At 71.5% G+C, this 23,237-nt stretch carries 20 protein-coding genes; 9 read left to right on the forward strand and 11 right to left on the reverse strand.

Going from position 1 to position 23,237, the window contains the following annotated elements:
• Positions 1-34 precede the first annotated feature (34 nt).
• From CLV68_RS27040 to CLV68_RS27060, 5 genes are all read right to left on the reverse strand, one after another.
• Positions 35-433, reverse strand: coding sequence for a hypothetical protein (locus tag CLV68_RS27040; RefSeq protein WP_121393699.1), 399 nt, complete (start codon positions 431-433; stop codon positions 35-37).
• 557 nt (positions 434-990) lie between these two features.
• Positions 991-1,287 carry a PspA/IM30 family protein gene (locus CLV68_RS27045; protein WP_121393700.1) on the reverse strand — a complete coding sequence of 99 codons (297 nt, stop codon included), beginning with the start codon at positions 1,285-1,287 and terminating at the stop codon, positions 991-993.
• A gap of 96 nt (positions 1,288-1,383) precedes the next feature.
• Positions 1,384-3,618 carry a catalase/peroxidase HPI gene (gene katG / locus CLV68_RS27050; protein ID WP_121393701.1) on the reverse strand — a complete coding sequence of 745 codons (2,235 nt, stop codon included), beginning with the start codon at positions 3,616-3,618 and terminating at the stop codon, positions 1,384-1,386.
• A 10-nt stretch (positions 3,619-3,628) separates the two neighbouring features.
• Complete coding sequence (locus tag CLV68_RS27055) at positions 3,629-4,075, reverse strand: Fur family transcriptional regulator (protein ID WP_121393702.1); 447 nt, start codon at positions 4,073-4,075, stop codon at positions 3,629-3,631.
• Positions 4,076-4,622: 547 nt separating this feature from the next.
• Positions 4,623-6,458, reverse strand: a complete 1,836-nt coding sequence (locus CLV68_RS27060; protein ID WP_121393703.1) for a S8 family serine peptidase — start codon at positions 6,456-6,458, stop codon at positions 4,623-4,625.
• A gap of 506 nt (positions 6,459-6,964) precedes the next feature.
• Between CLV68_RS27060 and CLV68_RS27065 the strand changes: the two genes are divergently transcribed.
• Positions 6,965-7,405, forward strand: a complete 441-nt coding sequence (locus CLV68_RS27065; RefSeq protein ID WP_121393704.1) for a hypothetical protein — start codon at positions 6,965-6,967, stop codon at positions 7,403-7,405.
• An 88-nt stretch (positions 7,406-7,493) separates the two neighbouring features.
• Positions 7,494-10,541 carry a M48 family metalloprotease gene (locus CLV68_RS27070; RefSeq protein WP_121393705.1) on the forward strand — a complete coding sequence of 1,016 codons (3,048 nt, stop codon included), beginning with the start codon at positions 7,494-7,496 and terminating at the stop codon, positions 10,539-10,541.
• Here the strand turns inward: CLV68_RS27070 and CLV68_RS27075 are convergent.
• Complete coding sequence (locus CLV68_RS27075) at positions 10,531-11,307, reverse strand: SDR family NAD(P)-dependent oxidoreductase (protein ID WP_121393706.1); 777 nt, start codon at positions 11,305-11,307, stop codon at positions 10,531-10,533. The genes CLV68_RS27070 and CLV68_RS27075 overlap by 11 nt on opposite strands.
• A gap of 93 nt (positions 11,308-11,400) precedes the next feature.
• Between CLV68_RS27075 and CLV68_RS27080 the strand changes: the two genes are divergently transcribed.
• Complete coding sequence (locus CLV68_RS27080) at positions 11,401-11,970, forward strand: TetR/AcrR family transcriptional regulator (RefSeq protein WP_121393707.1); 570 nt, start codon at positions 11,401-11,403, stop codon at positions 11,968-11,970.
• A 62-nt stretch (positions 11,971-12,032) separates the two neighbouring features.
• Here CLV68_RS27080 and CLV68_RS27085 read toward each other — a convergent pair whose 3' ends face one another.
• From CLV68_RS27085 to CLV68_RS35460, 5 genes are all read right to left on the reverse strand, one after another.
• Positions 12,033-13,100, reverse strand: coding sequence for a glycosyltransferase (locus CLV68_RS27085; RefSeq protein WP_121393708.1), 1,068 nt, complete (start codon positions 13,098-13,100; stop codon positions 12,033-12,035).
• The gene (locus CLV68_RS27090; RefSeq protein ID WP_121393709.1) at positions 13,097-14,761 is read right to left on the reverse strand and encodes a hypothetical protein; all 1,665 of its coding nucleotides are present in this window, start codon (positions 14,759-14,761) and stop codon (positions 13,097-13,099) included. The genes CLV68_RS27085 and CLV68_RS27090 overlap by 4 nt, the downstream gene beginning before the upstream one ends.
• 346 nt (positions 14,762-15,107) lie before the next feature.
• A complete protein-coding gene (locus tag CLV68_RS27095) occupies positions 15,108-15,989 on the reverse strand; it encodes a helix-turn-helix transcriptional regulator (protein WP_121393710.1) in 882 nt (293 codons plus the stop codon).
• Positions 15,990-16,254: 265 nt separating this feature from the next.
• A complete protein-coding gene (locus tag CLV68_RS27100; RefSeq protein WP_211346780.1) occupies positions 16,255-17,475 on the reverse strand; it encodes an MFS transporter in 1,221 nt (406 codons plus the stop codon).
• A 177-nt stretch (positions 17,476-17,652) separates the two neighbouring features.
• Positions 17,653-18,081 carry a PaaI family thioesterase gene (locus CLV68_RS35460; protein ID WP_425454884.1) on the reverse strand — a complete coding sequence of 143 codons (429 nt, stop codon included), beginning with the start codon at positions 18,079-18,081 and terminating at the stop codon, positions 17,653-17,655.
• A 475-nt stretch (positions 18,082-18,556) separates the two neighbouring features.
• On the opposite strand from CLV68_RS35460, the gene CLV68_RS27110 reads away from it, so the two are divergent.
• The 6 genes from CLV68_RS27110 to CLV68_RS27135 are packed head-to-tail and all read left to right on the forward strand — an operon-like array spanning position 18,557 to position 23,180.
• Positions 18,557-19,549 carry an AvrD family protein gene (locus CLV68_RS27110; protein WP_121393713.1) on the forward strand — a complete coding sequence of 331 codons (993 nt, stop codon included), beginning with the start codon at positions 18,557-18,559 and terminating at the stop codon, positions 19,547-19,549.
• A 23-nt stretch (positions 19,550-19,572) separates the two neighbouring features.
• On the forward strand, positions 19,573-20,289 hold the full coding sequence (locus CLV68_RS27115; protein ID WP_121393714.1) for an AAA family ATPase: 717 nt from the start codon (positions 19,573-19,575) through the stop codon (positions 20,287-20,289).
• A gap of 29 nt (positions 20,290-20,318) precedes the next feature.
• Entirely contained in the window at positions 20,319-21,311 is a 993-nt protein-coding gene (locus CLV68_RS27120) for a beta-ketoacyl-ACP synthase III (protein ID WP_121393761.1), read from the forward strand.
• A 32-nt stretch (positions 21,312-21,343) separates the two neighbouring features.
• The gene (locus CLV68_RS27125; protein WP_170224609.1) at positions 21,344-21,571 is read left to right on the forward strand and encodes an acyl carrier protein; all 228 of its coding nucleotides are present in this window, start codon (positions 21,344-21,346) and stop codon (positions 21,569-21,571) included.
• Entirely contained in the window at positions 21,568-22,239 is a 672-nt protein-coding gene (locus CLV68_RS27130) for an HAD family hydrolase (RefSeq protein ID WP_121393716.1), read from the forward strand. The genes CLV68_RS27125 and CLV68_RS27130 overlap by 4 nt, the downstream gene beginning before the upstream one ends.
• The gene (locus tag CLV68_RS27135; RefSeq protein WP_121393717.1) at positions 22,236-23,180 is read left to right on the forward strand and encodes an NADP-dependent oxidoreductase; all 945 of its coding nucleotides are present in this window, start codon (positions 22,236-22,238) and stop codon (positions 23,178-23,180) included. The genes CLV68_RS27130 and CLV68_RS27135 overlap by 4 nt, the downstream gene beginning before the upstream one ends.
• The last annotated feature ends 57 nt before the right edge of the window (positions 23,181-23,237 follow it).

A 23,237-nucleotide genomic window follows, 5' to 3' on the forward strand; every position in this document is an offset into this window, starting at 1 on the left:
CCCCGCGAGCGACCCGCGGGGACCCCGGCCGTCCTCAGCTGCTGACGAGCAGGTCGTAGCCGGTGAACCCGGACCGGCAGGTGTAGCTGCCCCACGCGGCGGGTGAGGCGGCCTCGCCGTTGGCGCCCGCGGTCTGGCACTCGGTCAGGGTGGCGGTGGTGAACAGGTAGGAGTCGGTGAACGTGCCCCCGGTGGGCTCGCCGATCAGGTCGTACCCCGCGATACCCGGCCTGCAGGTGAACCCGGCGAAGGTGAAGACGTTCCCGTCCTCCGCCCGCACCCCGGCGGTCACGCACTCGTCGAGCGTGGGAAAGGTGAACACGTAAGCGGTCGGCACCGGCCAGTCGGTCGAGGCCGACGCGGGCGCGGCCAGCGCCACCGCGGCAGCAGCGCCCACCACGGCGACAGCGGCGATCCGAGAACCTGCGGACATGGGTGTCCTCCAGTCGTCACAACGTTTGATCGGCCTGATTTCCGCACTGCGCCCTCGACGTTAACCGACCGCCCCAGACCCAAATGGAATGTTTGCCAGTCACCGCCACACACCCAGCGTGACCCCACCCCGCAGCGCCACCCGACCAGAAACCCTTTGATCAGCAACAACATCACCCCCACCGACGGTGCGCCGGGACCGAACAGCGCACCCGCCCCGATCACCCACAGTGCCGACTGTGCTCCGTGCCACCCTGCGGCACCTCGCGGCCGCCTGGCCCATTCGGCCGCTATGGATTTCCCCGCGGACCACACCGGATGTCCGATTGCGCCGGTCGCCGAATCCGGTGCGCGGGTCCGAATTCGATTGCTGTTCTCACCCGGTTGGCGGTTAGGTGACCGGCATTTCCCTATCGCCCTACGACAGGGGATTCCGGGCGACAGCAGCTTTCTGCCATCGTCACCGGAATCGGCTGGTGGCATGATCCTGCCGTGGCGGAATGGCCGCTTGTGTGCTGTGGCCCAAGCTCCGGCGGACCGCGGTCCGCCGGGTCTGAGCTACTCCAGGCCCATGGCCTTGCGGATCTCGGCGAGGCGGGCGCGGCCTGCTTCCTCGCGTTCGGCCAGCTGGTCGTCGAGGGACTCGGTGGTGGGGCCGGTGCCGCCCAGGCCGGCGAGGTCGGTGGAGCCGGTGGCGGTGGCGGCACGGGACTCGATGCGGTCGCGGACGTAGTCGAAGGTCGGGACGCCCGCGTCGGTGTAGTCCTGGGGGGCGAGCGGGGGAGCGGGGCTGTCGACGACCTCGACCACCTCGGCGTCGACGACGTCCTGGTTGTCCGGCTGGGGTGTGCTCATCGGGTGCTCTCTCCGCTCGGGGGACACCGGCCAGCATAGGCGCGAACGACAGCGCGCCCGGTCCCGCGACGGGGACCGGGCGCGCTGGGCGTTCGGTTACGCGACGTCGAAGCGGTCCAGGTCGGTGACCTTGGTCCAGGCGGCGACGAAGTCGGTGACGAACTTGTCACCCGCGTCGGCGCTGGCGTAGACCTCGGCGACCGCGCGCAGCTCGGAGTTCGAGCCGAACAGCAGGTCGACCCGGGAACCGGTCCACCTGACCTCGCCGCTCGCCCGGTCGCGGCCCTCGAAGGCGTCCGCGTCCGAGGTGGTCGGCTTCCACTGCGTGCCCATGTCGAGCAGGTTCACGAAGAAGTCGTTGGTCAGCGTCTCCGGGCGGTCGGTGAGGACACCGGCCGTGGAACCGCGGTGGTTGGCGCCCAGCACGCGCAGGCCGCCGACCAGGACGGTCAGCTCCGGCGCGCTCAGGGTGAGCAGGTTCGCCCGGTCCACCAGCAGGTACTCGGCGGGCAGGCGGTGGCCCTTGCCGAGGTAGTTGCGGAAGCCGTCCGCGGTCGGCTCCAGCGGGGCGAACGACTCGGCGTCGGTCTGCGCCGCGGTCGCGTCGGTGCGGCCCGGGGTGAACGGCACGGTGACGTCGCGGCCAGCGGCCTTGGCGGCCTGCTCGACCGCGGCGTTGCCACCGAGGACGACCAGGTCGGCCAGCGAGACCTTCTTGCCGCCGGTCTGCGCGCCGTTGAAGCGCTCCTGGATGCCCTCCAGGGTGCTCAGCACACCCGCCAGCGCGTCGGGCTCGTTGACCTCCCAGCCGCGCTGCGGCTCAAGGCGCAGGCGGGCACCGTTGGCGCCACCGCGCTTGTCGCTGCCTCGGAAGGTCGACGCCGACGCCCACGCGGTGCGCACGAGCTGGCCGACGGTCAGGCCCGAGTCGAGGATCTCGCGCTTGAGGGCCGCGATGTCCTCGGCGGAGACGAGCTCGTGGTCGAGCACCGGTACGCGGTCCTGCCAGATCAGCGCCTCCTGCGGCACCTGCGGGCCCAGGTAGCGCTGGATCGGGCCCATGTCGCGGTGGGTCAGCTTGAACCAGGCGCGGGCGAACGCGTCGGCGAACTGCTCCGGGTTCTCCAGGAAGCGCCGCGAGATCGGCTCGTAGATCGGGTCGAACCGCAGCGACAGGTCCGTGGTCAGCATTGTCGGCGGGCGGGTCAGCTCACCGGACTCCGGGTCGGGCACGGTGTTGGCGCCCGCGCCGTCCTTGGGCTGCCACTGGTGCGCGCCAGCGGGGCTCTTGGTGAGCTCCCACTCGTAGGCGAACAGGTTCTCGAAGAAGCTGTTGCTCCAGCGGGTCGGCGTCGCGGTCCAGGTGACCTCGAGGCCACTGGTGATCGCGTCGCGGCCCTTGCCGGAACCGAAGCTGTTGCTCCAGCCGAAGCCCTGCTCCTCCAGCGCCGCGCCCTCGGGCTCCGCGCCGACGTGCTGGTCGGGGTCGGCCGCGCCGTGCGCCTTGCCGAAGGTGTGGCCGCCCGCGATGAGCGCGACGGTCTCCTCGTCGTTCATCGCCATCCGGCCGAAGGTGTCGCGGATGTCGCGCGCGGCGGCCAGCGGGTCCGGGTTGCCGTTGGGGCCCTCGGGGTTGACGTAGATGAGTCCCATCTGGACCGCGGCGAGCGGGTTCTCCAGGTCGCGGTCACCGGAGTAGCGCTCGTCGCCGAGCCAGGTGCGCTCCGGGCCCCAGTAGACGTCCTGGTCGGGCTCCCACACGTCGGCGCGGCCACCGGCGAAGCCGAAGGTGGTGAAGCCCATGGTCTCCAGCGCGCGGTTGCCGGTGAAGATCATCAGGTCGGCCCAGGAGACCTTGCGGCCCCATTTCTGCTTGACCGGCCACAGCAGGCGGCGCGCCTTGTCCAGGTTGCCGTTGTCCGGCCAGCTGTTGAGCGGGGCGAAGCGCTGCATGCCCGCGCCAGCACCGCCGCGGCCGTCCTGGACCCGGTAGGTGCCCGCGCTGTGCCAGGCCATCCGGATCATGAACGGGCCGTAGTGGCCGAAGTCGGCTGGCCACCAGTCCTGGGAGGTGGTGAGGACCGCGTCGACGTCAGCGGCCAGCTCGTCGAGGTCCACGGTCTGGAACTCGGCGGCGTAGTCGAACTCGCCGCCGAACGGGTCGGCGACGGCGGAGTGCTTGCGCAGGATGGCCAGGTTCAGCTGGTTGGGCCACCAGGTGTGGTTGGTGCCACCCTCGGTCGGGTGGTTGAACCGCCCCGCGGAGACCGGGCACCCGCCTGCGCTCTCCTCATTCATGTCACCAACGCGGGCGTTCGGGCTTTCGGACACGCGAATCCTCTCAGGACGGGAAAGGTGGTGTGGTTGTCGTGGTGGAGCAGCGGGGGCACAGTCCCCGGTAGACGACCTCGGCCTCGTCGATGGTGAAGCCGTGGGCGTCGGAGGCGGTGAGGCACGGGGCGAACCCGACGGCGCAGTCGACATCGGCGATCGCGCCGCAGGACCGGCACACGACGTGGTGGTGGTTGTCGCCGACCCTGGCCTCGTAGCGGGCCACCGACCCCGGCGGCTCGATGCGGCGCACCAGCCCCGCGGCGGTCAAGGCCCGCAGCACGTCGTACACGGCCTGGTGCGACACCGCGCCGAGCTCCGCACGCACGACCCCGATGATCGAGTCCGTGTCCGCGTGCGGGTTCCCGTGCACCGCCGACAACACCGCCACCCGCGGCCCGGTGACCCGCAACGACACGTCGCGCAGCAGCTGCCGGAACTCGGGGGCGGTGGGCACGCGGCCAGTCTTCCGGTCTTTCTGGAATTAATCAAGTTAACACTGCCGGTCATCGTGTCGACACGGTGGCGTGGGCGACTTGGTCGCGGCGGGGCTCTGTGGCCCCGGCCGGGCTGGACATCGACACGTCGAGATGTGGTGCAGATCTGGAGGTTCACCCGGTTCAGGGACGGAAGTTGTCCACATGTGGATCTTCGGGGGGCCGGTTTCACGATCGCCTGTCGGGGGGTACCGATACACTGGCACAGGGACGCCCCCCGGAGTGGGTGGGGGCTGAGCAGGGGTCAATAGGCGCGTGCGCGCGCAAGAGGTTTGGGTGGGCTAAGAGGGTTGGGCCGGGAAGAGGGGGAACGTGTGCGTGAGGGGTGTGGGGTGATCTCGCGGTGACTGCCAGGTCGGGTGCGATCGGGCGGGGCCGGGGGCACCGAGGTGGGCTGGAATGCCGTGAGCGCCCGGCGAGGGGACTCGCCGGGCGCTCACGGGGTGCGGTCTACTCCGAAGTGTCTGTGTCGGACCTTCCGGGGTCAGGCCGCGGATCTGGGGGAACTCACGTGGTGAGGGTCCAGGTGTCGATCTTGCCGGTGTCGTTGACGTAGGCGTCGGAGACTCGGAGTTTCCAGGTGCCGTTGCGGGGCTCGCTGGAGAGGTTGACGGTGTAGGTCTTGATGATGTTGTCGGCGGAGCCGCCTGCTCGGTTGTGCAGGACGTAGGTGCTGCCGTCCGGGGCGACGAGGGTGACGACGAGGTCGCCGATGTAGGTGTGGGCGATGTTGACCGCGACGGTGGCGGTGGCGGAGGCGTTGCCGGTGCAGCCGGAGACGGTGACCGGGCTCTCCACCGTGGCGTTGTCCGGGATGGCGACGTCGGTGCCGTTGGTGACCGGGCCGCAGCCGCCGGTGGTGGAGACGGTGATGGTGAAGGTGGCCGAGCCGGACTTGTTGGCGGCGTCGGTCGCGGTCACGGTGACGTTCGCGGTGGCCGCGGCGGTCGGGGTGCCGGAGACGCGGCCGGTCGAGGACGCGATGGACAGGCCCGCGGGCAGGCCGGTCGCGGTCCAGGTGTAGGGGGAGGTGCCGCCGGTGGCCGAGTTGTCCAGGGTGAACGCCTGGCCGACGGTGGCGGTCTTGTTGCCCGGGTTGGCGACCGTGACCCCGGTCGGGGTGTCGGTGTTGAGGAAACCGGTGTAGAGCAACACGTTCGGCGAACCGGTGTTGATGCCGGTCAGCTTGCCGGTGGAGCCGTTGTTCACCAGGGCGTCGCGCACCTGCGCCGAGGTGGCCGAGGTGTTCTTCGCCAGGTACACCGCAGCGGCGCCCGCGACGTGCGGGGAGGCCATCGAGGTGCCGGACATGGTTGCGCTACCGGTGTTGCTGCTGTACGAGGCCGAGACGATGTTGTCGCCCGGCGCCCAGATGTCGAGGCAGGTGCCGTAGTTGCTGTCGCTGCGGCGGGTGTCGGTCTTGGTGCTGTTGCCGACGGTGATCGCCGCGGGCAGTCGCTGCGGGCTGTAGTAGCAGGCGTCGTCGTTGGAGTTACCCGCCGCCTGCACCCACTGCACACCACTGTCCACAACGGCCTTGACGGCGTTGTCGATGGTCTGGTTGGTGCAGCGCGAACGGCAGCCGATGCTGTAGTTGACGACCGCGGGCTTCACCGCGTTGGTCTTGACCCAGTTCATGGCCGCGATCAGGTCGTCGTCGGTGGCGCTGCCCGAGCAGTCGAGCACGCGCAGCGCGACGATGGTCGCCTTCTTCGCCACGCCGTAAGAGGTGCCCGCCGCGGTACCGGCGACGTGCGTGCCGTGGCCGTGGCAGTCCTGCGGGGTGCTGTCGCCGTCAACGAAGTCGTAGCCCTGGGCGATGCGGCCGGTGAAGTCGGTGTGGCTCGCGTTGATGCCGGAGTCCATCACGTACACCCGAGCGCCCTGACCGGGGTTGGTCGGGTAGGTGTACGCGCTGTTGAGCGGCAGGTCGCGCTGGTCGATCCGGTCATCGCCCCAGTTCGGCGGGTTGGTCTGCGTGTCGACAGCGGCGTACTTGGTCACCTGCTGCACGTAGGACACGTTCGGGTCCTTGGCGACCTTGGCCGCTTCCTCCGCGGACATCGACGCGGCGTACCCGTTGAGCACGGCGTCGTAGGTGTGGCGGACCTGACCGCCGTACTGGCGGGTCATCGACGCGGCCGACGCGCTGACCGCCTGCGCGCCCTGGCCCTGGTTCTTGAACACCACGATGTAGCGCCCGGCCACCGCGTCCGCAGAGCTCGCGTTCACGATCGACACCTGCTGGGCCTCGGACGCCGACGCACCTGGGGACAGGAAGTACGCGGCGATCCCCGAAGCGGCGGCCGCGACGGCGACCACCTTCAGTGTTGTTTTTCTCATGAGCAGCCGAATTCCTCACTTCGCAGGGTGGTGGGGTCGGCAACGTGGGACGGCCGGACCCCGCGCAAACCCTACGAGCACATTCACGCTGTGAACAAGAACCGGCTTTCCACAGTTAAAACAGTTGGTAAAGCCCCAGGTCGACGCATGGTTCGGAGGTGGGTACGGATATCCCTACCTAGCGTTTCGACAAACGGTACCCAGTGCTACGCAATGGCCCACGGGCACTATCTCGGATGCTATTGCTGAGTTTCTCTCGGGCCTGGCGGATTCCCGACCTCGCTTCTCCGGCGGCGTCCCGATGGCGGTTGGCGGGGCTGGTTGTGAAATACCGCGCCGGAATGGGGACAGGTGTATCGATGGCCCGCGCGGGCGGACGGGGAACCGGGCCGCCCCGAACGGAGTATCAGGCGGGCGGACGCGGGTGGACGGGCGTCACCGCTTCGGCGGAATGACCGGGAGTGCGGGAGTGCGCCACGATGCTGTCTTCTCGGAGGGGGAGTCGAGTGGGACACAACGCTGGGTTCGACGAGTTCGTGCTGGTGACGGCGCGGGCGGTGGTGGCCGAGGTGGCGCCCGACGAGGCGGTCGTGGTGGACGTCGTCGGGCAGGAGTTCCTGCGCGACCCCGACCGGCTGCTCGCCCGTGACGGCGGCCGCCCGCCGCTGCTGGGATCCGGGATCGGCACGGTCGTGACCATGGTGACGCCGGTCGCCCTCGCCGTGGGCGCCTCGGTGTACCAGCACCTGCTGGACAAGGCGGGCGAGTCGCTGGCCAAGGGGACCGTCCAGTTGGTCCGCAAGGTCTTCCGCCGCGACCAGGACGCCGCCGCCGAGGTCCGCCGGGTCGTGGTCGACCGCGCGCTGGAACTGGGCCGCTCGCAGGAGGAGGCCGACCGGATCGCCGACGTCGTCATCGCGGAACTCGACCGTGACGACACCGCCTGAGGGCGCAGGGGACCCCGCGAGAACGGACCCCGGGCCTGCTCCGTCCGGGGGTGTTCCGGCGGGCACGACGTTCCGGTTCCTGACGCTGGTGGGGATCGCGGTGGCGATCGCCGCGTACGTGGCCGACCACTTCTCGTCCATCGCGGGCGCGGACCACGGGCTGGCCAGGCTGCGCTGCCAGGTGGTCAGCGGCGTGTACCCGGACGCCTCGGTGCGGGTCGAGCCCGATGAGGCGAAGTGGCAGGCGTACTACGACTGCCTCCACGCCCTGCGCGGCGGCCAACTGCTGTGGCTCGGCGGGATCCTGGCGCTGCTCGCGGTGGTGACGTGGCTGTTCTACGTCGTCCAGCCGGTCTGGCGGATCAGGCGCGGGCGGCTCGTGCTGCTGCGGGACGTGCCCGCGCTGTGGGCGCGCCTCGAACCGACCCTGACCGGGCTCACCCGCAAGGCCGGGCTGGCCGCGCTGCCCGAGTTCCGGCTCGACCCCGGCAGCACCAGGGCGGGCGGGGTCGCGTTCGGCACCCACCGCAGGCCCGTGGTGGGCCTGGACGTGGGGCTGGTGCTGCTGCACGACCGCGACCGACCCGCGTTCGACGCCGTCGTGCTGCACGAACTCGCCCACCTGCGCCACCGCGACGTGCCGATCACCTACGCCACCATCGCGGTCTGGCGGGCCGTGCTGCTGGTCGCGGTGCTGCCGTTCACCGTCAGCCTGGTGTGGTCGCAGATCGTGGCGCCGGACCCGGGGCTGTGGACGCTGCTCGTGTGGTCCCCGCTCCTCGTCGTGCTCGCCCACGCAGCGCGGGCCTCGGTGCTGCGGGTCCGCGAGCACCACGCCGACGTGCTGGTGGTCGAGTGGACCGGCGACGACGACCCCTTCCGGACGCTGCCGGACGTCCGGTCACCCCGGTTCACCTCGCACCCCAGCCGCGCGGCCCGGCTCGCGGTCACCCAGGACCCGCGCGTACTCCTGCGGCCCGGGTTCCTGGCGTTCTTCCTCGGCGGCCTGACCTGGCAGGTGGTCGTCAACACCGCGGGCATGGCGCTGGGCGGGCTGTGGCTGCGCTCGGACTCGGCCGGACCTGCCGTGCTGCGGTTGGTGTGGTCTGCGGGCGCCGCCGTGCTTGTGGGCGTCGCGGCGTGGCGGGGCGCTGAGTACGCGCGCCTGGGCGGTGGTCGGGCGTTCCTGTGGCCGGGGTTGGGGATCGGCCTCGGGCTGGGACTCGGCGGGCTGGTCGTGCCGATGGTCGTCCTCGACCCGATGGGACTCCACTTCGCCCCGCTGACCCTGGTGTTGCGGGCCGTCGGCGTGGTCGTGGCGGTGCTGGTGTGCGCGTGGGCCACCTGGTGCGTGTCGCTCGCCAGGACCAAGGTCCACCGGGCCGCGGTGGCCCTCGCGGTATTCGTTGTGTGCTGGAGCTGTCTGGGGTGGCTGCCCAACGCGTACGGGTACGCCGGGCTGTGGGACTCGATGATCGTCCCCGCGTTCGAACGGCTCGGTGACCTGGCGGGCGGGGGAGCGGACGCGGTGGTCGTCGGGGCCGCGTCCGTCGCGCTGTTCGCGGACGCGGACCGGGCATTGGCGACGATCGCGCTCGGCTTGGTGTGGCTCGTACCGGCGCTCCTGGGCCGTCCGCCGCGGGCAGCGTTCATCGTGGGCGCGGCGGGTATGGGTGTGGCGGCGTTGGCCGTGTTCGCGATCGGCGGCTCGGACCCGCTGGTGGCGACCGCGTGGCAACTGGTGGCGATCGCCGTCGTCCAACTCGTGGCCGCGTGGGTGGCGCGCCGGGCCGGGGTCGTCGCGGCTGTGGTGGCGGCCTGGTTGACGGGCGTGGCGGGGTGCGTGGCGATCTGGGGCGCGCACTGGTCGGCTGGCGGGGTCGACGCGGTCCTGGCCAGGCAACCGATGCGGATCCTGCCGTTCACCGCCCTCGTCGCCGCGGCCCTGGTGGTCGTGGCGGGACGCCTAGCGGCGTCGCGTCGGGTGGGCCCTCGTGACGGGATGGCGTCGTCGTCTGGCTCGGTGGTTGGGTCGCGGGCGGTGGCGATGGGGGGTGGTGGGCGGAACTCCTGGTGGGCGGCGTCGGTGTCGCGGGTGGTGTTGGTCCCTGTTGTCGTGCTGACCGCGGTCGTGGTGGTTCCGTTCCCGGTGACCACGTCGTCCGCTGTGGCGTTGTTGCCGCCGCAGCCAACGGTCGGGCTTGTCGACCCGCAGCGGGCGTTGTTCATCTGGTCGCACGGTGGGGGAGTGGCGCTGCTCAACGACGTCGTGCAGGCGCAGTCGCGGGCGTTCTTCGGGATGGCCGAGGACGACCGGGCGGCGCAGGTGGCGCGGTGCGGGGAGTTGCTGGACCGGATCCGGGTGGCCCGCGAGTACCCGGATCCGCCGGAGCCGGTCGCGCGCGGGCACTGGGAGTCCGGAATGGACGCTTCGCGGAATGGTGCCGAGGAGTGCACGCGGATCTTCGCCGGACCCGAGGGTGACCCGAATCCGGTCTCGATCGCTTTCACCGCGGCCAATGCCGACTTCCGACCCCTGCTGCGGGCGATCTCGGGTGTCGACGCCGACGTCCCACCCGAGCCGCCCGCGCCGACCACCAGCACGCCGCCGCCACCCCCGCCGCCCCCGGTCGACCTGGCGACGATGCTGCTCACGACCGCCGACCTGCCGCGCGGCGCCAAGGAGAAGCCGCCATCGACCGGAGGGTCCTCTTCGGACATCCGGACCGAGCCGTCGGACTGCGGGGTGGACGTCGGGCCGCCTGAGCTCGCCAAGGCGTCGCGGACGTTCGACATGCCCGACGGGTCGTGGATCACCGCCTCGGTCTACCGCTATCCCGACGACGACGGTGGGGTGACGTTGCGGATGATGGCCGAGAGCTACGTGCACTGCTACCAGTACCGCGTGTTCGCGGGCGACATCACGCAGAAGGTCACCATCGACGTCGTCAGCGGCGCACCCCTGGTCGCGGACATCACCTTCGACGGTGGCTTCGTGGTGTTCCACTCGCGCCAGGTGTGGATCCTCAAGGGCGAGTTGTTGGCCTGCGTCAGTGTCGGGGGCAAGCGCAGGCCCGATCCGTCGCTTGTGGACTCCCTGGCGGCGACCGTGACCGGGCGGCTGGTCACCCGCTGAGCACGCCGCGCGACACCCGCTCGGCGATGGCGGCGACCATCTTGCGCGGGCGGCGCGGGGTGAGGTGCGCGTTGGCGGAGTTGAGGAGTCCGGGCACCAGGTAGCCGCGGTCGCGGTCGAGGGCGCGCAGGGTTGCGGTGACGACGGCTTGCGCGGTCATGAACTTGCCGCCGATGGCCGCCTTGCGCCCGACCTCGACGGTGTCGAAGAACTGGGTCTCGGTGGGGCCCGGGCAGACACAGAGGACGGTGGCGCGGCCCTTGAGTTCGGCGCGCAGGGCGAGGCTGAAGGTGAGCACGAACGTCTTGCCCGCGCCGTAGGTGGCGAAGTACGGGGTCGGTTGCAGGCCCGCGGTGGAGGCGACGTTGATCACCGCGCCCTTGCCGTCGAGGATCTGCGGGATCAGGGCGCGGGTCAGCCCGACCAGGCTGACGACGTTGACCATCAACTGGTCCCGGTCGCGGCCGTCGGCGATCTCCTCGAAGCGGCCAGCCGAGCCGAAGCCCGCGTTGTTGACCAGGGTGTGCACGGTGATGCCCCTGGCCGCCAGTTCGCGGGTGATCGTCGGGACGGCGTCGACGGTGCTGAGGTCCTGGGCGATCACCTCGGCCCGCACGCCGTAGGTGCTGGTGAGGCGCGTGGCGAGCTCGCGGAGGCGGTGCTCGGTGCGGGCGACGAGCACGACGTCGTAGCCGCGTTGGGCGAACTGCTCGGCGAACTCGACCCCCAGGCCCGCTGACGCGCCGGTGACCAGTGCTGTGCTCATCGTGGCTCTCCCTCTGCTCGGCTAACTGCATCACAGTTGTAGCAGATTAGCGGCTAGATGCAACAGAGGTGTCGCAGATGTTAGGGTGGCGGGGTGGTCACCCAGGGACGCCCGCTGCGCGCCGACGCCGAACGCAGCGTCCGCGCGATCCTGGAGGCGGCGGAGCGGGTACTGGCGGCGAACCCGGCCGCGTCCCTGGAACAGGTCGCCGAGGCCGCGGGCGTCGCCAGGACCACCGTCCACCGCCGCTTCGCCAACCGCCAGGCCCTCGTCGACACCCTGGTCACCACCGTCATGGACCAACTCGACGCGGTGATCGACGCGGCCAACCCCGACACCGCGCCCCCGCTGGTCGCCCTGCACCAGGTCACCGCCAGCGTCCTGCGCCTCAAACTCGGCTGGCCCTTCGCCATGACCGAGTCCTTCGCCCCCGAGTCCAAATGGGCCGAACGCCAACACCACACCGCCGCCCGTTGCGTGACCCTGCTGGCCCGAGCCCAGTCCACCGGCCACATCGCTCCCGACGCCGACCTGGCCTGGACCTGCAAGGTCTACTACGCCCTCATCGGCGAAGCCGCCCACAACACCACCGAACCCGACCCCGACCTCCTCGCCACCAAGGTCATCAACACCCTCCTGCACGGCGCCGGTCCGCGGCCCTGACCCCGGCCCCAGGTCTTCACGTAAGCAGCTTGGGTTCTAGCGAGAGTTCGCCGAACTCAGTCCTAAATGGACCGTGCGGACCAGTTGATGTTGTCGAGTAAACGTGTGCGGTCGGGGTTGCCGAGGCGGAGGGAGTGGAGGGCGGCGGTGATGCTCTCCTGGTGTCTGTCCAGTTTGGCCAGGCAGAGGCTCAGGTAGTCCCACGCCCGCCAGGTGTAGGTGGGGAGGGTGATGAAGCCGGTGGTGGGGGGTGTGGTGGAGGCGGCGGCGGAGAAGTACGGGAGGGCTTGGGGCCACTGGTCGCGGTCGGCGTGGAAGGTGCCCAGGGCCAGGTGGGCCTCGGCGCGGGAGGAGTCGACTCGCAGGGCGGTGTGGAGGGCGTCGAGTTGGGCGTGCGGGTCGCCGAGGTGGGCGTGGCAGTCGGCCAGGCACAGCAGGGCCGCGTGGTGTTCCCAGTCCGCGCCCGGGTCGGTCAGGTACGCGGTGAACTGGTCCACCGCCTCCGCGTCGCGGCCCAGGTCCCGGAGCTCGCGCGCGTAGTAGAACAGCGTGCGGCGCGAGCGATCACCTTGCCGCACAACGCGTTCCAGGATGTCGAGGTTGCGCGTCCCCCGGGAACGCCCGGGCGCGGGCCGGTGTTCGACCACCAGGTCCGCGCGGTACTCCCGGCGATCCCCCGGCACCGCCAGCACCTCGTGCACCGCGCCCACCCACCGCAGACCGGGCACCCGGCGCGCGAGGCGTTCCCGGGGGACCAGCGCCACGCACGCGTCGGTGACCGGGTCGAAGCCGTACTGGTACGGGGCGGTCACCGCGTCGAGCCGGTCGTCGAGCACCAACTCCTTGACCGCCGCACGGGACGCGGCGGGCACGACGTCGTCCGCGTCGAGCCACATGACCCAGTCGCCGCGGCACAGGTCGAGGGAGGCGTTGCGCGCGGCGGCGAAGTCGTCGCGCCACGGGAACTCCGCGAGCCGGGCGCCCGCGGCCTTGGCGATCGCCCGCGAGTCGTCCCGCGACCCGGTGTCGACCACCACCAGCTCGTCGCAGAAGGCACCGGCGTGCTCCAGCACCCGCCCCAGCGTCGCCGCCCCGTCCCGGACGATCATGGTGACCGACAGCGAGGTCATCCGCCCGCCTCCCCGGTCGGCCCGTCATCGATCGGCGGCACGGTGATCGTGATGGTCACCGTGGGCCCAGGCGGACCGGGAGGCCCAGGAGGACCAGTCGGCCCGGTAGGCCCCGTCGGCCCGGTCACGCCTAACCTGCCGTCACGGCCGATAGGACCGCGCAGCCCCGGTTCGCCCACACCTCCCACTGACCCGCCTGACCCATCGACGCCGTCAGTGCCATCCGCGCCGTCTGTCCCATCGGCACCCGCGGGACCAGCCGGACCCGTGAGACCGGGACTGCCTGGTCGTGTCTCCGCGGTCTGGGAGCCCGCCAGGACGACGCCTCCCACGACACCCGCCCCCAACGCGCCGAGGAGCAGGATCGCGGCGGTGGGCGTCCCGGATCGCCGCCCACCTGCCCCACCGGCCACGGCGTCCCGATCCCGATTCTGCTCGTCCTCGCCGTGGCTGGTCTCGCCCATCTTCCCCAGCATGTCGATCACGCGCAGCCGGACGTCGCGGACGTTCGGCTTGACCGTCACCGACCGGCGGTGCCCACGACGCGCCCGCGCGGCCCCGTCGATGATCCAGGCGTGGTCGTGCGGCCCGGACCGCCCGCTCTCCAGCTCCGCGGTGAGCCGGTACCCGGTGATGGCGTTGGGCGCGCCGCGGAACACGGAGCTGATCCGCGCCCGCGGCGGCGGGTCCACGCGCGGGGTCCGGGTGTCGACCGGGACGGGCGGGAGCGCGTACGTCACGACCAGGAACCTGCCCCGCCCGGAGATCGCCACCGGTACCGCGTCGAGGTGGATGCCGGTGCCGGGAACGGTGAACCGCTGCCGCGGCTCGTCCCCGGCAGCGGGACCGGCGAAGAACAGCGTGGACACCAGCCCGCTGAGCGCGGTGAGCACCAGCGGCGGCGCCGAGTCGGACTCGACCTCCCACCGCCCCTCGGTGAACGCGCAGGTGACCACCCGGTCGACGGGGATCGCCCGCCCGTCGTCGTCCAGCACGCCCTGGACCCGCAGGATCGGCTCGTCGTCGACCACGCTGATGGTCACCGCGGTCCACCGGCACCGCGCCATGACCTTGATCCCGCCCCGCCCGCACAGCCAGGCCAGCACCTGGTTGGCGCCGGACTCGCTGATCGCGACCGCCGCGTTCGCCGCCGGGTCGGCGAGCAGGTCGTCCGGCGCGTTCGCCGTGCCCGCGCCGATCGCGGCGGCCAGCGCCACCGTGCGCCGGACCGGGTCCGACAGCGCCTCGGCCGTCACCAGGACGCCGTCGCCCTTCAGCCGCACCGGGAGCGAGTCGGGCCACGGCGCGATCGGCGTGCGGGTCAGCACCCGCAGCACCTGGGACCGCGCGGCGCCCCGCGTCCTGCGCCGGGCCGCCCAGATGTCGTACCTGGTCACCCCCGACTCGTCACCGAGGTAGCTCACGTCGAGTCCGTCGACGTCGACGTCCCTCCTGCCCGGGTGGGCCAGCTCGATCGCGGGCACGCCCCCGGACTCGGCCACCACGCCCAGCGCGCAGTCGGCCGCCACCGTGCCGCCGACGGTGAGGTTGCGCGAGGTCCACCAGCGCCGGACGCCGCCGCGCAGCACGGCGGAGACCCGCAGGTCGCCCGCCGCGAAGTCGAGCCCGGCGCCGCCCCACCGCCCCAGCAGCCTGCGCACCGGGAAACGCAACCGGACGATCCGGCTGAATGGTGGTCGGTTGTCCGCCCCCCACGAATGTCGAAGCGTGTGCGACTGAACATCTCGAAGTGCGTCGATGGTGAACTGGACAATGACGTCGCTGTCGCGCATAGCGCCTGGTCCCACCCCTGCTCGCCCAACCCCCGATGGTGTGACGAGCATACCGCCGCACAAGGTGGGCGAGTAATTCGGGCGCCTTTTCCGCACCGGTACGGAATTGACAAGAAAATGGCCGGTGAATGTCATCGACTTGTTCTGGACCGATCGAGTGTGCCGGTGTTTCGCCCCCCGCCTGGGCAGGGGGATGACCCCTGCCCAGGCGCGATCACGCGGTGGCTCGGTCCGCCACCGCGCTGACGTCGGCGTGGTGCGGTTCGGCGGCGAGCAGGGCGGCCAGCTTGGCCCTGGTGTCGGACATCCGGTGCGGCACGTGCAGGAACATCCGGATCCGGTCCGGGCCGTCGAGCAGCCAGGACTGGGTGTCGAAGCTCAGCCTGCCGACCTCGGGGTGGTCGACCTCCTTGCTGCTGAGCCGGGCGTCGAGCACCTCGTGGGTGTGCCAGAGTTGGGTGAACTTCTCGCTCTGCGCGCACAGCGTGCGGATCAGGTTGTTGAAGATCGGGTCGTCGTAGTGGCCCGCGGCGCTGACCCGGAACTGGGCCACCGCCATCCGGGCCATCCGGTCGGGGTTGGCGTAGCGCGACCAGATCTCCTCGCGGCAGAAGAAGCTGGTCAGCAGGTTGCGGTCGCGGTCGGTCAGGCCGAACACCAGCCGCGCGGAGCGGTTGCTTGCCACCAGGTTCCACAGGCTGTCGACCACCAGCGCCGGGCTGGGCAGGCACTCGTCGACCACCTGCCGCAGGTCCAGGTTCGGGTGCTCCCCCACCGTCGCCCCGGCCTGCGGCGGGCTGATGCCCAGCAGTTGGTAGAGGTAGCACAACTCCGAGCGGTTGAGCCGCAGCGCGTGCCCCACCGCGCGCGCCACCGGCTCGGAGACGTTGATGTCGCGGCCCTGTTCGAGCCACGTGTACCAGGACGTGCCGATGCCCGCGAGCACCGCGACCTCCTCGCGGCGCAAGCCCGGCGTTCGCCGTCTTCCGGATGATACGGACAAACCGATTTCGGCAGGCGATAATCGAGCCCGGCGCGTCGTCAGGAAATGCCCCAACTCCTCGCGACGCCTGCTGGTCCCCCCACTCTTTCCCATGTTCGGAGTTTTGCCACTTTCCCAGTCGGGTGTCAAGCGGTACCGCACGAGGTGATCATGCGATTACCGGCCGTGCAAGTGAGTGCCGCTCACCGGCGAGTTCGTTGAGCGGCCAACGATTTCGGATGCAAAGAAACTGATCGGTAGGGTGGGGTCGGCGGGAATCCGAAAGCAGTCTCCGGGCGTGGCGAGTTGCTTCTCGGCGCGTTCTGCGCAATTGCCGCAGAAGTGGTGGCGAAACCTGTTCGTGATCGGTTCCGACGTGTTACCCGGGTGGGACGCGGACCGATCGGCCGCGCACGGCCCACAGCACCAGCGCCGCCGTGGCCAGCAGTCCGCCGACGCCGCACACCGCGAGCCAGCCCGCCGCGGCGTATGCGGCACCGGAGGCGCCCGCGCCCACCGCCCCGCCGAGGAAGTAGGTGCCGGTGTAGGCCATGGTGATCCGGCTGCGCGCCTCGGGCCGCAGCTGGTAGACGGCGGTCAGGTTCGCCACCTGGACGCCCTGCACCCCCAGGTCGAGCGCCACCACCCCGAGCACGAGCGGCACGATCCACCGCCCACCGCCCAGCGCCATCAGCCCCCACGACAGCAGGACCGCGCCCAGCAGCGCCCCGGTGACCACGTCGCCGCGGCCCCGGTCGACGAACCGGCCGGTGACCCGCGCCGCGACCGCGCCCACCGCTCCCAGCAGGCCGAACGCGCCGATCACGCCCGGCCCGAAGTGGTAGGGCTCCCCGGCGAGCAGGAACGCCGTCGTCGCCCAGAACGCGCTGAACCCGGCGAAGGACAGGAACCCGTAGGCGCAGCGCAGCCGCAGCACCGGTTCCTCGCGCACGATCGTCACCACCGAGCGCAGCAGCGCGCCGTAGCCGAGCCGGTCGGCGACCCGCACGTCCGGCAGCACCCGCCACAGCACCGCGGCCAGGACCGCCATCAGCACCGCGGCCACCGCGTAGACCGCCCGCCACGACCCGGCCAGGTCGGCGACCAGGCCGCCGCCGGTGCGGGCGAGCAGCACCCCGACCAGCACGCCGCTCATGACCGACCCGGTGACCTGGCCCCGCCGCGCCGGTTCGGCCAGGGTCGCCGCGAACGCCACCATGATCGGCGCGACCACCGCGCACGGCGCCAGCACCGCGGAGACCGCCGTGAGCAGGCCCATCGACGGCGCGACCGCGGCGGCGGCCTGGATGAGCGCCACCGCGGCCAGCATGGCCGCCACCAGGCGCCTGCGGTCGAGGATGTCGGCCAGCGGCACGACGAGCCCGAGGCCGACGGCGTACCCCGCGGTGGTGACCGTGACCAGCGCCGACGCCGTGCCGCTGCCGACCCCGAACTCGGCGGCGATGGCGGTCAGCAGCGGCTGCGCGTAGTAGATGTTGGCGACCGCGAGCCCGGCCGCGACCGCGAAGAGCCGGACCATGCCCGCGGACATGCCCCCGCCCGGCGCCAACCGCGCCCGGCCCCGCACTCGAACAGGCACTTCTGCAGGCACTTCACTCCAGCGGGTAGCTCAAGGACGGGCCCCCACCCGTTGATCACCCACGATGGTCGCGCACCCGGCCCCACCGGTACCAGGGGTGTGCCAATCCCTCCCCCTGCCGGTACTGGTACCGCCAGGGCCACCCGTCCACTGTGGATGATGGGACGACCGGACGGGTCAGCTCGCGCGCCTGCGCCTGCCGATGGCGCAGGTCAACCGCGCGGTGCAGGTGCGCCTGCCGCGGTCGTCGACGATCACGATCTCGTAGGTGGCGGTGGCGCGGCCCTCGTGCAGCGCGGTGGCGGTGCCGGTGACCAGGCCCGAGGACACCCAGCGGTGGTGGGTGCAGGACAGGTCGAGCCCGACGGCGCGGCCACCGGTGCCCGCGTGCGCCCAGGCGGCCAGCGAGCCGAGCGTCTCGGCGAAGGCCGCGTTGGCGCCGCCGTGCATGATCCCGACCGGCTGCCGGTTGCCGCTGACCGGCATCGTTCCGACCACCCGCCCCGGCGCGCACTCCACGACGCGGATGCCGAGCTTGGCGATCAGCTGCTCGGCCTGGTGGCCCGGCTGCGCCGGGATGCCGAACAGCGCGGGGATGTCGGACAGGTCTGCCGCGGCAGGCGGGTGTGGTGCGGCAGGCGGGTGTGGTGCGGCGGAAAGGTCGGTTGTCACCGGGGACCTCCTGGTTGGTGCGGACCGAATGGGACGTATTCGGACACTCCGGCCACGGTGGACGGACACACGCGACTGCCGCGCTGTGCGCGGGTTTACCGGCGGTTTGATCGCCGTGGTGTTGCCCGTGGACACCGGGGCCTCCAGGCTGGGACCTCGCGCCACCGCGCTGCCATCGGTTGTGGCACAGGTCATCCTGGTGTTCGCGGTACCCGGTTGGTTGTACCCGGATGGCGGTACCCGTACAAAGCGACGCAGGCTCAGCCCCCCGCCGCCGGGGTAGCGTTGATCTTGACAGCGGCCGTCGAGCTCGCCCCCAGGCGATCCGGTGCTGTCCCGACGCACGTCTTCTCGTTCCCCACCAGCGCACGCGGACCGCCTCGGCGACCGCGGACGGGAGTGTCCCAAGATGACCAACCCAGCGCCGCCGCGCCCGACGGTCGACGACTACCTCGGCGACGGCGACAAGCGCTTCTTCTCAGCGGGTTACCGCAGGGTCGGCTACCACTTCGGACCGGTCACCACCGAGGTCGCCACCGCGCGGGACGCGGCGGTGCGCACCACCGTGGGCCTCACCTATCCGACCGACTGGTCGAAGAAGTCCGCGGGTGTGGACCTGCGGCCGCACCTGAGCACCATCGACGCCATCCTCTTCGGCGTCGGCCTCGCGGAACTGTGCGTGGTCAGCGCTTTCGGCGCGGACGACGAGGCCCGCAGGGCGATGTGGGTGCGCCGGGTGCGGATCCGGGCCGGGCAGAGCCCCGAGGAAGACCTGCGGCAGCTGCCCCTCTCGGCTCGGCTGACCGAGACCGCCGCCGAACCGGGTGGTCTCTCCACTGTCTCCACTGTGGACTGCCAGGTCGGCTCGATGCGGGTCCGGTGCGAACTCGTCCACGCGGGCGGCGCGGTTCGGCCGGGCAAGGATCAGTACGACGGCCCGGACGCACTGCTCGGTCCGGCGGCCGATCGCTACTACGGCACCGGTTTCGCACGGGTCCGGCACAGCCTCGAAGACCTCTCGCTGGACGTGCCGAACACCGCGGCCGAGGCGACCGTCCGGTGGGAACCGTCCGACGCCACCGCCGGGGTCGAGGGCGCCTACCAGCCCGCGCCGACCATGGTGGAGGCGTTCGCCACCGGGCTCCAGCTCGCGCAGGTCCTGCTCTACGAGATGGATGGTATGCGCCGCAGCGGGAGCAACACGCTGTGGATGCGTTCCACCACGCTCACCGCCACCCGCCCCGCGGGCGGCACCGGACCGCTCGCCCTGCGCACCACCCTGGCCAACACCGGCCTCATCGAGATGAACGGCGGCGTCTGGCGCACCGCCGACATCCACACCGACCTGGCGGGCATCCGCTTCACCTGCGCCGTCGCGCACGCGCTGCCCCGCGGCATCTGACCCACTCCACTAAGGACACTTCCATGAAGCTCGCCATCTCCGGGACCTACTCCTCCGGCAAGACCCTCACCTCGTACGCGCTCTCGCACCTGGTCGACATGCCGCGCACCCGCGCCCGCACCATGCGCGAGCTGCTGCCGTTCGCCGTCCCGGGCAAGACCCTGGAGCAGTGCGACGGCGCCGAGCTGATCCAGCTCATCGTGCGCAGGCACGTCGAGCGCGTCGTGCACGAGAGCCACCTCACCACCGGGTTCGTCTCGGACGGTTCGTCGTTGCAGGAGTGGCTCTACGGCTCGGTCCGGGTGATCGTCGGCATCAACCCCAACGACTCCGTGCACCTCTCCGACGTCGAGAACGTCGAGCGCACCCCCGAGATGCTGTTCTTCGAGCACGTCATGGACCAGCTCGGCGTCGCCATCAAGGAGCACGTCAAGAACACCTACGACGTGTTCGTGCACCTGCCCAACGAGCTGGAGCTGGCCAAGGACGGGCACCGCCCGGTCAACGAGCGCTTCCGCAGGCTCGCCGACGAGGGCATCGCCGCGGCCATCGACGAGCTGGGCATCCCGCGCCACGTCATCGGCGGCACCCTGGTCGAGCGGCTGGAGGGCATCGTCGAGGTGCTCGGCCTGACCCCGGTCACCGACGTGCACACCGCCATCGCCCGCGCGCAGGACGAGTACCGCAAGGTCGACATGACCATCGAGTCCGACCGCGCGTGGGCCGTGGCGTCGGCCTGAGCCGGGCGCGCGTGGGGGAGGACAGGCTGATGGGACGTGCGGCCGTGTTGGCAGGCGTCGGCTCGGCGGTGCCGGAGGACGTCGTCACCAACGACATGCTCGCCACCAGGATGGACACCACCGACGAGTGGATCAGGACGCGGACCGGCATCCGCGAGCGCAGGCACCTGGCCCGCGGGTCGGCGACCAGCGACCTGGCCGCGGAAGCGGGGCGGCGGGCGTTGAAGTCTGCCGGGGTCGACTCGGTGGACGCCGTGGTGCTGGCCACCACCACACCCGACCACCCGTGCCCGGCGACCGCGCCGACGGTGGCCGCGATGCTGGGGCTCGGGACCATCCCGGCCTACGACGTCGGCGCGGTGTGCTCCGGGTTCCTCTACGGACTCGCCTCCGGTGCCGGGCTCATCGCGCTCGGCACGGCGGAGCGGGTGCTGGTGATCGGCGCCGAGGCGTTCACCACGATCATCGACCAGACCGACCGCAGCACCGCGCCGATCTTCGGCGACGGCGCGGGCGCGGTGGTGCTCAGCGCGGGCGACCAGTCCCAACCCGGCGCGCTGCTGGCCTTCGACCTCGGCAGCGACGGCGACCTCGCCGACCTGATCATCATCCCCGGCGGTGGTTCCCGGCAGCGCGCCTCCGGGATCCCCGCCGCGCCGGGCGACGAGTACATGGCGATGCGCGGCCGGGAGGTGTTCCGGCACGCGGTGCTGCGGATGACCGAGTCCTCCCGCGCCGTGCTGGCCCGCACCGGCTGGGACGTCGACTCGGTCGACTGGTTGGTCGGGCACCAGGCGAACGTGCGCATCCTGCGCGCGGTCGCCGAACACCTGGGGCTGGCCCAGGAGCGGGCCTTCGTCAACGTCGACCGCTACGGCAACACCGCGGCCGCCTCGATCCCGCTCGCCCTCGACGACGCGGCGGGCGCCGGGTTGATCACCCCGGGCGACCGGATCGTCCTGACCGCCTTCGGCGGCGGCGCCAGCTGGGGCGCGATCGCCCTGGAATGGCCGGACCTCTGACCACACCGGACAGTCACCTCAAGGAGAGCACGTTGAACACCACCATCCTGGACCTGGTCGCGGAGAAGGCGGAACTGCCCGCCGCGCAGCTGGACCCGGCGCACACCCTGGAGGACATCGGGCTGGACTCGCTGCACCTGATGGAGATCGCGCTGTGGGTGCAGAAGGAGTACGGGGTCGTCATCGCCGAGGGCGAGCTGCACCACGAGCAGACCGTGGGCGAGGCCATCGCCTTCCTCGACACCCGCGTCGGCGGATGACCCGAGCGGCGTTCTTCGACGTCGACGGCACGCTCATCACCGTCACCAGCCTGTTCCGGTTCCTCGCCTTCGACCGCGCGCAGGCCGAGTACGAGTCGGTGATGGCCGGGTTGGCCGGGGTCAAGGCGGCGGGCGCGACGCGGGAGGAGGCCAACCGGTTCTTCTACCGGGCCTTCGCCGGTCGACCCGCCGCCGACCTGGCCGCCCTGGGGGAGCGGTGGTTCACCGCGGAGTACGCCCGCGGCGGGCTGTTCGACCCACGGGTGTTGACCATGCTGCGCGCCCACCGCGCGGCGGGCGACACCGTGGTGCTGCTGTCGGGGTCGTTCGGGCCGTGCCTGACCCCGATCGCCCGGTACGCCTGCGCCGACGCGGTGGTGTGCACCGAGCCCGAGGTGGTCTCCGGCGTTCTGTCGGGGGTCGTGGAGGTTCCGATGGTCGGTCCGAACAAGGCGGTCGCGGCTCGCCGGTTCGCCGAGGAGCACGGGGTCGACCTGGCCGACTCCTTCGCCTACGGGGACGACATCTCCGACCTCCCGGTGCTCGACCTGGTCGGCTGCCCGGTGGTGGTCGGCGGGGACCCGGTGCTGCGTGCCCACGCCGAACGGGTCGGTTGGCGGCGGATCCCCGCCCACACACGAGAGGAAGTCCTTTGTCCGAGCAGATGACGGTTGTGCAGACGGTGGCGGCGGGTGGGCCGGAGGTACTGGTGTCCACTGTGGTGCCACGGCCGGTGCCGGTGCCCACCGAGGTGCTGGTGCGGGTGCACGCGGCGGGGGTGAACCCGGTCGACTGGAAGATCCGGGGCGGGGTGTTCCCGTCCGGCGCGCTGGGCGCGCACCCGTTCACCCAGGGCTGGGACGTGGCCGGTGTGGTCGAGGCCGGGCCGCGGGTGACCCGGTTCCAGCCCGGTGACGAGGTGTTCGGGCTGCTGTGGTTCCCGCGCCAGGCGGGCGGTTACGGCGAGTACGTCACCGCTCCGGCGCGGCAGTTCGCGCGCAAGCCCGAGTCGCTGTCGTTCACCGAGGCCGCCGCGCTGCCGATGGCCGGGCTGACCGCGTGGCAGACGTTGGTGGATGTCGCGGGGATCGGTGAGGGCAGCCGGGTCCTGATCACGGCGGCCGCGGGTGGGGTGGGGCACCTCGCGTGCCAGGTCGCCCGCTCCCGGGGTGCCGTGGTCACCGGGACCGCCAGCGCCGCCAAGCACGACTTCCTGGCGAGCGTCGGCGTCCACGAGGCCGTCGACTACACCCGGGTCGAGGTCGGTACCGCGGTGCGCGACCAGGACGTCGTCCTCGACCTCCTCGGCGGCGACCACACCCTCGGCCTGCTCGACACCCTCCGCCCCGGCGGCCTGCTGGTCCTGACCATTGGCCAGATCAGCCCCGAGGTCGCCGCCGCGGCCAAGACCCGTGGTGTACGGGTGAGCCCGTTCCTCGTCGAACCGGACTCAGCAGGCTTGGAAGCCTTGACCGCCCTCGTCGAGCGCGACGCCCTGCGGGTCCACGTCGACCACGTCCTCCCGCTGGCGGAGGCGGGCAAGGCCCACGAACTCGGCGAGACCAACCGCACCACCGGAAAGATCGTCCTCTCCGTCACCGGCACCTGATCCCCGAGCACCGCGAACCCACCCGGCGCGGTCCGACCCACCTGGCCGCGGCGCGAT

The organism is Actinokineospora cianjurensis, from assembly GCF_003663795.1.
In the GTDB taxonomy this organism is placed as follows: Bacteria; Actinomycetota; Actinomycetes; order Mycobacteriales; family Pseudonocardiaceae; genus Actinokineospora; species Actinokineospora terrae.